Origin of the sequence: Pseudomonas sp. O39 (assembly GCF_045447295.1) — a bacterium.
Lineage (GTDB): Bacteria > Pseudomonadota > Gammaproteobacteria > Pseudomonadales > Pseudomonadaceae > Aquipseudomonas > Aquipseudomonas antarctica_A.
In genome coordinates this window covers 162,699-175,239 of the sequence record NZ_JBJGXV010000006.1, presented here as the reverse complement: position 1 = coordinate 175,239, position 12,541 = coordinate 162,699, and the positions used below count along the sequence as shown (strand labels likewise).

Here is a 12,541-nt window from a genome sequence, read left to right as displayed (position 1 = left end):
TCATTGCTGTAAGACGCAATGAGTTTTGTCGTGGTCTGTTTCCTACGGTCCAGGCGGATGCAATAACGGCGACGTTATGAAGCGTCGCCGTTATTAATCCTTACTTGCCGCTTACGCTCACGCCGTAGAAGGAGTTCAAGCCAAACGGGCTGATCTTGAAGTCCTGCACGGTGTTGCGCATGGGTTGATACACCGTCGAGTGCGCGATAGGTGTCATCGGGACTGCATCTTTGAGGATATGTTGCGCCTGCTTGTACAGCTCGGTGCGTTTGGTGACATCCGAAGTGGCCTTGGCTTCTTTCACGATGCCGTCGAATTTCTTGTCACACCATTTGGAGAAGTTGTTACCGGCCAGCGAATCGCAGCCGAACAGCACGTTCAGCCAGTTGTCCGGGTCACCATTGTCGCCGCTCCAGCCAATGATCATGGCCTGGTTCTCGCCGCCCTTGGAGCGCTTGATGTACTCGCCCCACTCGTAGCTGACGATGTTGACCTTCAGGCCGATCTGTTTCCAGTCGTTCTGCAGCATCTCGGCCATCAGCTTGGCGTTCGGGTTGTATGGACGTTGAACCGGCATCGCCCACAGGGTGATTTCGGTGCCTTCCTTGACGCCTGCTTCCTTGAGCAAAGCCTTGGCTTTGGTCACATCGTACGGGGCGTCCTTGATGGTGGTGTCGTAGGACCACTGGGTCGGCGGCATGGCGTTGACGGCCAGTTGGCCTGCGCCCTGATACACGGAGTCGATGATCTGCTGCTTGTTCACCGACATGTCCAGCGCTTCACGCACACGCAGGTCGGAGAGCGGGTTGGCAGCGGTCTGGCCTTTGAGAACCGGCATCACGTTGTAAGCGATGTAGCCCAGGTTGAAGCCGGCCTGGTGCGGCAGTTTCAGATCCTTGTCTTCACCCAGCGCCTTGAGGTCGGCCGGACGTGGGAACAGGGTCACCTGGCATTCGTTTTTCTTGAGTTTCTGGATACGCACCGACGGGTCGGTGGTGATAGCGAAGATCAGGTTGTCGATCTTCACGTCTTCAGGTTTCCAGTAATCCTTGTTGCCGGTGTAACGGATGTTCGAGTCTTTCTGGTAGCTCTTGAACACGAACGGGCCAGTGCCGATTGGCTTCTGGTTGATGTCCTGTGCCTTGCCTTCTTTCAACAGCTGGGCTGCGTATTCAGCCGACTGGATCGAAGCGAAGCTCATCGCCAGGTTCTGGATGAAAGCGGCGTCCACGGTACCAAGGGTGAACTTGACGGTGTGGTCATCGACTTTTTCGATGTTCTTGATGTTGGTGTCCATCCCCATGTCCGTGAAGTACGGGAACTCGGTGGGGTAGGCTTTGCGGAACGGGTCGTCCTTGTTGATCATGCGGTTGAACGTGAACAGCACGTCATCGGCATTGAAGGTACGGGTCGGCTTGAAGTACGAGGTGGTGTGGAACTTGACACCGTCGCGCAAGTGGAAGGTGTACGTCAGGCCATCCGGGGACACGTCCCAGGTGGTGGCCAGCCCAGGAACCACAGCGGTGCCGCCGCGTTCGAACTGGGTCAGACGGTTGAACATGGTTTCGGCCGAAGCATCGAAGTCTGTTCCGGTGGTGTACTGGCCTGGATCAAAACCGGCCGGGCTCCCTTCGGAGCAGAACACCAGGTTAGTCGCCGCTTGGGCGAAAGGGGCTGCGGCCATAAGGCCAGCACTAACTAAAAGCGGAATGACTGCGTGTTTAAGCATGTTGGCCTCATGATTTGTTGTCATTTTTGGTGGTGAGGGCGACCTCGTGAGTCGGCCTGCGGATACTTATGCAGGGGCCATACCCATTGCAAGATGCTGAACCGTTGCAAGAGGCAAAGTGTGGTACGAACGTACAGGAATGTCGCATTTATGAAAGTTTGTACATAAATGCATATATATAGAGGGTTTTTTCGGTGCATTCGTCGCACCAAAAAAGCCCAACCGAAGCGTCTGGCGCACTCGGTTGGGGCGCAGCTGTTACTTATCTAGACTGACACCATAAAACGGCGTCAGGCCAAAAGGACTGATCTTGAAGTCCTGCACTTCTTTTCGAATAGGCTGGAAAACCGTCGAGTTAGCGATAGGTGTTATAGGTACTTGTTCCTTAAGGATTTTCTGCGCCTGTTGATACCACTTGATGCGCTGCTCGCGGTCGCTGCTGAGCTTGGCCTGCTGCACAAGTTTGTCGTAGGCCGGGTTACACCATTTCGCATAATTGCTGCCCTTGACCGCAGCACAACTGTAGAGCACGCCGAGCCAGTTATCCGGATCGCCGTTGTCGCCGGTCCAGCCATAAATCATCGCGTCGTGCTCGCCATTTTTGGCGCGTTTTATGTATTCGCCCCATTCGTAGCTGATTATGTTGGCTTTGATACCGACCTTCTCCCAATCCTGCTGGATCATTTGTGCTGACATTCGCGCGTTGGGGTTGGAGGCGCGCTGCACAGTCATCGCCCACAAATTGATGGTGGTACCTGGTGCAACCCCTGCTTCTTTTAGTAGCGCCCGAGCCTTGGTCGGGTCGTAGGGCGCGTCCTTGATATTTGGGTCGTAAGACCACTGCGCCGGTGGCAGTGCGTTCTGCGCCAATTGTCCGGCGCTTTGGTAAACAGCCTTGATGATTGCTGGCTTGTCGATGGCCATGTCGAGGGCCTGGCGCACTTTTAGCTGGTCCAGCGGCGGGTGAGTCACGTTGTAGGCCAGGAAGCCCAGGTTGAAACCGGCTTGTTGCAGCACGCGCAGGTTCGGGTCCTGTTTCATCACTTCAATGTCGGCAGGCCGTGGGTAACCGCTGACCTGGCATTCGCCGGCCTTGAGTTTCTGCAACCGCGACGCCGCGTCCGGGGTGATCGCGAACACCAGGTTGTCGAGCTTCACGTCCTCGGGCTTCCAATACTGTTTATTGGCGACGTAGCGGATCTGCGAGTCCTTCTGGTAGCGCTTGAACACAAATGGCCCGGTGCCCACCGGTTTTTGGTTGATGTCCTCTGCCTTGCCTTCTTTCAACAGCTGGGCCGCATATTCGGCCGATTGCACCGAGGCAAAGCTCATGGCCAGGTTCTGCACAAACGAGGCATCGACATTGTTCAGGCTGAAACGCACGGTGTGCTCGTCGAGTTTGTCGACGCTTTTGATCGTGGTGTTCAAGCCCATGTCGGTGAAGTAGGGCGACTCGGACGGGTAAGCCTTGCGGAATGGGCTTTGGGCATCCAAAAGCCGGTTGAAGGTGAACAGCACATCATCCGCGTTGAAGTCGCGGGTAGGGGTGAAGTAGTCGGTGGTGTGGAACTTGACGCCATCGCGCAGGTGGAAGGTGTAGCTCAGGCCATCGTTGGACACATCCCAGCTGGTTGCCAGGCCAGGTTCGACTTCGGTGCCGCCACGCTTGAACTGGGTCAGGCGGTTGAACACGGTTTCGGCGGAGGCATCAAAGTCGGTACCGCTGGTGTACTGGCTGGGGTCGAAGCCGGCGGGGCTGGCTTCGGAGCAGTAGACCAGGGTGCTGGCCGCCTGGGCCAGCGGCATGAAGGCCAAGAGGCCAGCAGCGAGGAGGAGCGGTTTTAAGGCGATTCTTTCCATGGAGACCCCTGAAGTGGCAGGCGTATAAAACTGCCCAAACGAAAACGGCGGTCACCGAGGTTACCGCCGTTCTTGTGACTCAGGTAGAGATTAGCGTCTCAATTGCTGTGAGTAGCTTATTGGGCCGGGCCTCCTGGTAGCGTTGCCTCGAGCTGAGTCGGGGCCATCTCCTGGATGATGTAGGGGTTGTCTGATACTTCGTTGCCCAAGCTGACGAGAAAGGTTCGGCTGCTGGTCATTTTCATATCTGAAACAGGCTTCATCTCGTCACCGCTCAAATCATTCACATCCCATTGGGCGGCGACTTTGACGCGGGCTTCGTTTTTGACGGGGTCATATTCTACCGAGTAAGTAGCGGTGCTCACTTTCGGGCTATAGCCGTCTTTTAAAGTACTGATCAACTCGATAGTGGCGGGCTCGACCGAGCCTTGATGGGCGACCTCGGAAATTCGCGAGCGCATAGCCGCATCGGGAATCGCACTCTCGAACTGTTTAAGCCTATTGAGTCGGATCGTTTCTGCAGAGTCGCCGTGGGCATCCAGACTGAAGTGAAGCTCGCCGTGTTCTGTCAGTTTAGTGACTGAGTAGTCAGAGCGGTTAAGGTCAAGAATGAAGTTGTGCGAATAGTTGCTGTCGCTGTAAGGCGTAGCGATAGCCTTCTCAGATTCAAGCAGTGTGAATTCCTGTTTGGGGGCGCTCCAGGTAAGCACCAACTTTCTTTTGAGTTCGCCATTTTCTTCATATCCTTTTGTCGACGGCAAGAAGGGTTTTGCTTCATCAACTTTTAGCAGTGCGTCAAATCTCTCCGATTGCTTTACCGCCGGCTCATCGAAGTCTGCGAACAAGTCAGAGAATTTCGGCGTCAGGTTTTCACTCGGCGTTGGCGAAGGCGTACCTGTCCATGGCCACAGTCGAAGGCCTCCATCGGCAGGTGCGCGCTCCCATTGAGCATCGCGACCCGGTGTTATCACCATCAGCCCCGCGCCGTTATCCGGATTAATGATTCTGGCAAAGGCGTCGCCGGACCGGTAACGACCCGATATTTCAAATATACGGCTCGTTTCTGTTTCATCGGTAAAGCGCACGAATTGGCGGAATGTCCCCTCACTGTCAGTCATTCGATAAACACCGAGTGCGTCTCGAGTAGCATTCTTTATCAATGCCTCACCGTCAGGGACTGCATGTTGCGCCACGCGGATAAGTGACTCGGATCTCGGCAAGGGTTGCGGCACAGGCGCGTTGACGACAGAACTGTTACCGGAGGACGGTCCTGGCCGTGGCTCCTGGATTTCATTGGCGGTCGGTGGAATCAGCGGCTCCGCGGGCGGTAATTTTGTCTCGGGAGGCAGGGCAAACGGGTCTTCAGGGACTGCGCTCGCCCCGACTGAGAACAGGGTATTCAACAAACCATCGAATGCCTTGGAGGCACCGTCCTTGCGTTCCGCCTGCGTGTCGCCGGACGAGGCTTTTTCTGCTCCTAACGCCAGTTCGGTTAACCCTGCGAGCACGGCCGCAGCGGCAACCGGTGCAGCGATGGGGGCAAGTTTGGCCAACAAGCCGGCGGCCACGGTGATGTCGTTCAGCCAAGTGTCGCGGATCACTTCGCTGTTGGACTTGATGACAACGTCAGCATCACTCTGCATGCGCTCTTTGGTGGCGAATGCCAGCGCGGCGAACACATCCCCCTCAATGTTCGAGTGGCTGTCATTGATCACAGTATCTTTCAGTGCCCCGGTGGCCATTTTATCGAAAAGGGTATTCAGGCCCTCTTTCTTGTCGGCTATATGCGTGAGCCACAGAAATGGCACCACTCCGGATGCTGCCCGTGTGCCAAAACTGGCTTCATGGTCCTGACGGTAGATCAACGGAAAATGTGAGAGCAAGGCTTCCCGCTTTTTAGGATGCTTGCTTTGGTCAATCACCCATTTCTCCAGCTTTGCCAGGGAGTCGAACCTCAGATAGGCCGGCACGTTTCCAGGTATGGAAACCACCTGCCGGCCATCGGCAGCGCTGAAGCGCACAATATCGTTGGACGTAAAGCCATGGATGCTAAGGGCATTGGCCTGAACGATGCCCTTCACCGGCGCCATGGCCATGAGTTGTTCGACGCTGAGCGGTGCATTTTCGTCGAGGGAAAGGTTGGAGACTGCCCCCATCACCAGGCGGTAGTCGTCACGCGTGAATTGTTGCTCGGGCGGTTGCAGCTTGCGCTCAGCCGGTGAACGGGCTTCTGCCGCCTTCAATTGCTTGCGGGCCTGGTAAACGAACTCGCCCTTGATCGCCGTCTCATAGCCACTGGTATGAGCGCGCCAGAAATGATCGATTTTCTGGGTCATCCCGGTTTGGAAGTCGGTCTTCCAACTCTCATGCATCACCGCGGAGGGGGCGAGGGCGAATTGGTTGTGGGCGCCGTACCCGCCCTGTGTGCTTTGACCGGCGCCGACCGTGTATAAACCCGTTTCCTGATCCAGAGTGCCGGGAATCCAGTCGTGTTCGGAGAAGTTTTTCAGCAGGGCATCCGGCAGGCGTAATGAGGAGTAGGGCTCCTCAAAAGTGTGCTCCCAGCCTGTTACGGTGTTCGCGCTGCTCGCGCTCCTGAAACGGTTCAAATAGATCGTGTCAGCATCGACCACGTTGCCCGTCAACTTGAGAATCAGCGCTTCTGCCCACTTCTTGGCTTCTGCCCGCGTATTGGGCAGGTTGTTGGCGACGTCGACCGCCAAAAGCTTGTAATCCAGTGCCGCGGGGGCGGTGCTGTAGAATTTGCCGGCACTCTGTATTTGCGCTTGCATCGCGTCTTCTGAGCGGCGGCTGGCAGGGCGTAATCGGTCATCAGGCGGGATAGGGTCGAACGCATCTTTGGGGGCCAGTTGGTTGAATTGCGCCCGCGCAAAGGCGGCGGATTGCGGGAATGGAACACCTTGGAAGTGTGCCACTACCTTTGGATGGACTTGAAGGAAGCCATCATGTTGTTCCACCCGCAAATCACCACTTTTTCCGGGTGCGATCACGCTGGCGGTCGCCAGCAATGCCGCTGAGATTTGTCCCCAGCCCGACGTGTCCGTAAGGCTGAAAGTTTTCTTTTTTCCCTCCACTTCAGCGGACAAGGTGCCTGTTGAGGGGGCGACCGAAAACTGGCCGATGTCGTGGATTCCTTGTCTAAACAGCCATCCATTGAGAGCGGGTTGTCGCACGTGGGCATCATATAATTCAAGCCATTGGCCCAAGGTACTCTGTCTCGGAACACTGACCAGTCTGGGCGAGGTGTGCAGCGCCAGGCGATTCACCTGCTCAAGGTAAGCTTTGAGCAGCTGTGTTTCATGAGGGTTAACCGTTTTTTCGGCTGACCGTTGGGGCGCTTGCGTGGTTTGCGCTTCGGTTTTCGGCGGCGCATAGACAGGTAGGTTTTCCTGTAACTGAGGAGGTGTCCGATTGAGATATACGGTCATGAATTCGGTTCTCGTGAAGTAAGAGGATGTCGGCGTGCGCCGTTGCATTAACTCTGTAGTGAGAACCGGGCATTTGATTCCATATGGGTCTGTGGCTGGATATGAGGGACTACAGACGGTGTCGCTGGGTCTTACAAAAAAAACGGCGCTAGCCCCTAAGGCCGCGCCGTTTTTCTGTTTCGAAAAGCCTTACTGCAGGACTTCAATCACGCCGTCGGCGCTCATGTTCACCTGACTGGTCCCTGCCTCCACTTCCGGCGTCGGCGCCGAATCCATCATGGCCGCTTTCATCATCATCCCGCCGTTTCGGGCGTACGGTTGTGGATAACCGTTGGTGTTGAAGTTCAAGTTGACGATCTTGTAACCCTTGCCGCCCAGTGCGTCGGTGGCCAGTTGAGCGCGTGCCTTGAAGGCGGCAACCGCGTCTTTGAGCAACGCATCTTCGCTGGCCTTACGTGTGGTGTCGGCGATGGCGAAGTCCATGTTTTCCATTTTCAGGGTGTTCAGCAGATCGCCGGTGAGCTTGGACAGCGCCGGGAAGTCGGCGCTTTCCAGGCGCAGTTCAGCGCGTTCACGCCAGCCGGTGATCTTCTGGTTCTTGTTGTCGTAGATCGGGTAGCTGTTGCGGCTGCCCTGACGCAGGGTCACGCCTTTGACTTCACGAGCCTCGCCCAGGGCCTTGTTCATGGTCGTGGTGATTTCAGCGGCAAGCTTGGCCGGGTCGGCGTTTTGCGATTCGGTGTAGAGGGTGACGATCATCTTGTCGCGGGCAACTTCCTGGCTGACCTCGGCGCGCAGGGAAATCTGGTTGTAATTCAGCGCATCGGCGGCCATGGCGGGAAGGCTGGCCAGGGCGCTGGCGCTGAGGGTGATAACGGCTGCACTGCGAGTGAAACGAGACATGGAAGCTCCTTGGGATATTCGTGTTCGGTATGACTGTAGACGGTGATGTCGGGTTCTTCGGGTTTACACATTCGCTACAAGTTGTGGGGATGCCGACGAACGGTCATTTACGCGGCCTGCGTCAAAGAGCCACACACGTCATGCCAGGCGGCCTGCTTCGTTTATACTCCTGCCGATCCGCCTGCAGCGCTCACCGGGAGAGCTCATGCTCGCCGCCGTAAAACTGACTTCCGCCACACGCCAGAACCTCTGGCGCCTGACGTTCATTCGCACCCTGGTACTGGCCGCACAGGCTGGCTCCGTCGGGCTCGCGTATTGGTTCGACCTGCTGCCGTTGCCCTGGCTGCAACTGGCCGTGACCCTCGGCTTCTCCATCGTGCTGTGTGTGTTTACGGCCATCCGCCTGCGCACCACGTGGCCGGTGACTGAGCTGGAATACGCCCTGCAATTGGCCTGCGACCTGTTTATCCACAGTGTGTTGCTGTATTTCTCCGGTGGTTCCACCAACCCGTTTGTTTCTTATTACCTGGTGCCACTGACCATCGCCGCGGTGACCTTGCCGTGGCGCTACTCGGTGGTGCTGTCGGGTATTGCGCTGACCCTGTACACCTTGTTGCTGGCACAGTTTTATCCATTGCAGACCTTCCCCATCGCGCGGGAAAACCTGCAGATCTACGGGATGTGGCTGAGTTTCGCCCTGTCCGCTGCAGTGATTACCTTCTTCGCTGCACGCATGGCCGAAGAACTGCGTCGCCAGGAAGAGTTGCGCGCCATTCGCCGCGAAGAAGGCCTGCGCGACCAGCAATTGCTGGCCGTCGCCACTCAGGCTGCCGGCGCCGCCCATGAATTGGGGACGCCGCTGGCGACCATGAGCGTGCTGCTCAATGAGATGGTCCAGGACCATCACGACCCAGCCCTGCAGGATGACCTGAGCGTGCTGCAGGAACAGGTCAAGCAATGTAAACAGACCTTGCAGCAACTGGTGCGTGCCGCCGAAGCCAATCGCCGCCTGGCCGTGGATATGCAGGACGTGACCCAGTGGCTCGACGAAGCCCTGAACCGTTGGCACCTGATGCGCCCCGAAGCCAGTTACCGTTTCAACCTGCTGGGCCAGGGCAGCGTGCCACGCATGGCGCCACCACCGGACCTGACCCAGGCGCTGCTCAACCTGTTGAACAATGCTGCTGACGCCTGCCCCGAAGGCCTGGGCGTACAGCTGGACTGGGATGCGGAAAACGTGACCATCAGCATTCGTGACCACGGCGCGGGCGTGCCGCTGGCTATTGCCGAGCAGATCGGCAAACCGTTCTTTACCACCAAGGGCAAAGGCTTCGGCCTGGGCCTGTTTTTGAGCAAGGCCAGCGTGACCCGCGCGGGCGGCTCAGTGAAGCTCTATAGTCATGAGGAAGGTGGCACGCTCACCGAGCTGCGCCTGCCCCGTGTCGCACGAGGAGATATCGATGAGTGACGAGATCCAAGTCGAAGGCGAAGAACTGCCGCACCTGTTGCTGGTAGATGACGACGCCACCTTTACCCGCGTCATGGCGCGCGCCATGAGCCGTCGTGGTTTTCGCGTGAGCACCGCAGGCTCCGCCGAAGAAGGCCTGACCATCGCTCAGGCTGACTTGCCGGACTACGCCGCGCTCGACCTGAAAATGGACGGCGACTCCGGCCTGGTGCTGCTGCCCAAGCTGCTGGAACTCGACCCGGAAATGCGCGTGGTGATCCTCACCGGTTATTCCAGCATTGCCACCGCTGTCGAGGCCATCAAGCGCGGCGCCTGCAACTACCTGTGCAAACCGGCGGACGCCGACGACGTGCTGGCAGCCTTGCTGTCCGAACACGCCGACCTCGATACCCTGGTGCCGGAAAACCCGATGTCGGTGGACCGCTTGCAGTGGGAACACATCCAGCGTGTGCTGACCGAACATGAGGGCAACATCTCCGCCACTGCCCGTGCCCTGGGCATGCACCGCCGCACCCTGCAACGCAAGCTGCAGAAGCGTCCGGTACGGCGCTGAACAAAGTCTGAACAATCTGCTTCAGGCAGCACGGAGCGCTGAACCGATCGTCTATGATCGGTTCAAACGCCTGTCATTTTCCCCTACCGAGCCTGAACGATGAATCAGAACGCTGAGTATTCCGCGGTCAACGACGCGGTGCGTGGGCAATTCTTTCGCCGAACCTGGGCGATGATCACGCCGTATTGGCGCAGTGAAGAGAAAGGCAAGGCCTGGTTGTTGCTGGGCGCGGTGATTGGCTTGTCGCTGTTCAGCGTGGCGATCTCCGTGTGGATCAACCACTGGTACAAGGATTTCTACAACGCTCTGGAGCACAAGGACACGGCTGCTTTCTGGCAACTGATTGGCTATTTCGGCGGTATCGCGGCCGTGGCCATTCTGGGTGCTGTCTACCGCCTCTACCTGACCCAGATGCTGACCATCCGCTGGCGTGCCTGGCTCACCGAAAAGCATTTTGCACGTTGGCTCGCCGACAAGAACTACTACCAGCTGGAGCAGGGTGGGTACACCGATAACCCGGACCAGCGGATTTCCGAAGACCTCAATAACTTCACCTCGAACACGTTGAGCCTGGGCCTCGGGCTGCTGCGCAATGTCGTCAGCCTCGTGTCGTTCTCGATTATTTTGTGGGGTGTTTCCGGCAGTATCGAGGTGTTTGGCTTCACCATCCCGGGTTATATGTTCTGGTGCGCATTGGTCTACGCCGGTGTCGGCAGCTGGTTGACTCACCTGATCGGTCGTCGCTTGATTGGCCTGAGCAACCAACAACAACGCTTCGAAGCAGACCTGCGTTTCTCCATGGTGCGTGTGCGTGAAAACGCGGAGAGCATCGCCCTGTACAACGGCGAGCCGAATGAAAGACAGCGCTTGAGCACACGCTTCAGTAAAGTCTGGCACAACTTCTGGGACATCATGAAAGTGTCCAAGCGCCTGACCTTCTTCACCGCCGGCTACGAACAGATCGCAATCATCTTCCCTTTCATGGTTGCGGCGCCGCGCTATTTCGCCGGCAAGATCGAACTGGGCGAGCTGATGCAAATCAACTCCGCGTTTGGCAATGTGCAGGGCAACTTCAGTTGGTTCATCAGTGCCTATGCCGACCTGGCCAGCTGGCGTGCGACCAGTGACCGTCTGCTCAGCTTCCACCAGGCTATGAGTGAAAACGAACAGCGTACTCCAGCCATCGATGTGCGCCCTGAAGGCGAGCGGTTGGTGGTGCAGGATCTGGGCATGGACCTGGCCGACGGCCGCCACTTGCTCACCGACGCCGACATGACCGTAGAGCCGGGCCAGCGTGTGATGCTCAGTGGGCGTTCCGGCAGTGGTAAAAGTACGCTGCTGCGTGCGATGGGGCACTTGTGGCCAGCGGGGCATGGCAGCATTCGCCTGCCGGCTGCGCGTTACCTGTTCCTGCCGCAGAAACCCTACCTGCCGATTGGGACCTTGAAGGCCGTATTGAGTTATCCACAGGACGACAGCGTCTACCCGGCGCAACGTTATGCACAGGTCCTGGAAACCTGCCGCTTGCCGCACCTGGTCGCGCGCCTGGACGAGGCCAACCACTGGCAACGTATGCTCTCGCCGGGTGAGCAGCAGCGTTTGGCCTTTGCCCGCGCGTTGTTGTTCGCGCCGCAGTGGCTGTACATGGACGAAGCCACCTCGGCGATGGATGAAGAGGATGAGGCGACGTTGTATCAAGCGCTGATCGATGAATTGCCGGGGCTGAGCATCGTCAGCGTCGGTCATCGCAGCAGCCTCAAGCGCTTCCATGGGCGGCATGTGCGGATCGAGAGTGGGTTGTTGCAGGAGCAGCAATCGGCTTAAGGTCTTACGCGGTCAATGTGGGAGCGGGCTTGCTCGCGAATACGGTCTGTCAGTTACAGATGTTCAGACTGACCCACCGCTTTCGCGAGCAAGCCCGCTCCCACAGTGGATCTCCATTGTCCTGGCGAGTGAAGCCCACAAAAAAGCCCGGTTGATCATCGATCAACCGGGCTTTTTTAATGCTTGAACATGACTTACTTCTTCAAGCCGTACTGCTCATCCAGCATGCCAGGGGCGTTTGGCGTTTTTGGCGCGTAGTCCCGTGGTGGCTCCTGGTTTTCCCGCGGAGGGGTCAGGCGTTCCCGCGGTGTTTGCGGTGCATCGGAATGCAACGCGGCCAGCAGACGCTGACGGGTGATGTCGTCGAGGGCCAGGCGGTTAGCGCCATCGGCGAGGTGATCCTGTACTTCCTGGTAGCTCTGAGTGAGCTTCTTGACCAGGGTCGCGGTGCTGTTGAAGTGGGTAACAACCTCGTTCTGATAACTGTCAAAACGTTCCTGAATGTCATCCAACTGACGCTGCGTGCGGTTAGGCGCGGCATTCGGCAGCAGGCGGGCAACCAGGAATCCAATGGCGACACCGGCAACCAAGGCGAGAGTCGGCAACAACCAAACTAAGAGCGAGTGTTCCACGAGTCCTTCCTCTATAAACGGCTTTGCTTTACGTTAACGGCTCGGACCTGCGCTGTATACCGCGATTAAGCTCGCAATCATGCCATGCACAGACTTTTAGCTAGACGAGTCGACCCTTTGAGA

The 12,541-nt window shown here is 57.5% G+C and carries 8 protein-coding genes; 3 read left to right on the top strand and 5 right to left on the bottom strand.

Translation table 11 applies throughout. From position 1 onward, the window contains the following. Positions 1-100 precede the first annotated feature (100 nt). The 4 genes from ACI77D_RS11500 to ACI77D_RS11485 form a co-directional block, all read right to left on the bottom strand. On the bottom strand, positions 101-1,729 hold the full coding sequence (locus ACI77D_RS11500) for an ABC transporter substrate-binding protein (RefSeq protein WP_064450683.1): 1,629 nt from the start codon (positions 1,727-1,729) through the stop codon (positions 101-103). Positions 1,730-1,987: 258 nt separating this feature from the next. Next, positions 1,988-3,589 carry an ABC transporter substrate-binding protein gene (locus ACI77D_RS11495; RefSeq protein WP_064450684.1) on the bottom strand — a complete coding sequence of 534 codons (1,602 nt, stop codon included), beginning with the start codon at positions 3,587-3,589 and terminating at the stop codon, positions 1,988-1,990. A gap of 116 nt (positions 3,590-3,705) precedes the next feature. Beyond that, on the bottom strand, positions 3,706-7,038 hold the full coding sequence (locus ACI77D_RS11490; protein ID WP_407016587.1) for a dermonecrotic toxin domain-containing protein: 3,333 nt from the start codon (positions 7,036-7,038) through the stop codon (positions 3,706-3,708). A gap of 189 nt (positions 7,039-7,227) precedes the next feature. Continuing rightward, on the bottom strand, positions 7,228-7,941 hold the full coding sequence (locus ACI77D_RS11485) for an SIMPL domain-containing protein (RefSeq protein ID WP_064450685.1): 714 nt from the start codon (positions 7,939-7,941) through the stop codon (positions 7,228-7,230). 205 nt (positions 7,942-8,146) lie between these two features. Between ACI77D_RS11485 and ACI77D_RS11480 the strand changes: the two genes are divergently transcribed. From ACI77D_RS11480 to ACI77D_RS11470, 3 genes are all read left to right on the top strand, one after another. Continuing rightward, entirely contained in the window at positions 8,147-9,409 is a 1,263-nt protein-coding gene (locus tag ACI77D_RS11480; RefSeq protein WP_407016586.1) for an ATP-binding protein, read from the top strand. Beyond that, positions 9,402-9,962: a response regulator transcription factor gene (locus tag ACI77D_RS11475; RefSeq protein ID WP_003171731.1), complete on the top strand. Its 561-nt coding sequence runs from the start codon at positions 9,402-9,404 to the stop codon at positions 9,960-9,962. Before ACI77D_RS11480 ends, ACI77D_RS11475 begins: the two co-directional genes overlap by 8 nt. A 99-nt stretch (positions 9,963-10,061) precedes the next feature. Next, positions 10,062-11,786, top strand: coding sequence for an ABC transporter ATP-binding protein/permease (locus tag ACI77D_RS11470; RefSeq protein ID WP_064450687.1), 1,725 nt, complete (start codon positions 10,062-10,064; stop codon positions 11,784-11,786). A 194-nt stretch (positions 11,787-11,980) separates the two neighbouring features. Here the strand turns inward: ACI77D_RS11470 and ACI77D_RS11465 are convergent, their stop codons facing one another. Then, complete coding sequence (locus ACI77D_RS11465; RefSeq protein ID WP_064450688.1) at positions 11,981-12,418, bottom strand: YhcB family protein; 438 nt, start codon at positions 12,416-12,418, stop codon at positions 11,981-11,983. Between the last annotated feature and the right edge of the window lie 123 nt (positions 12,419-12,541).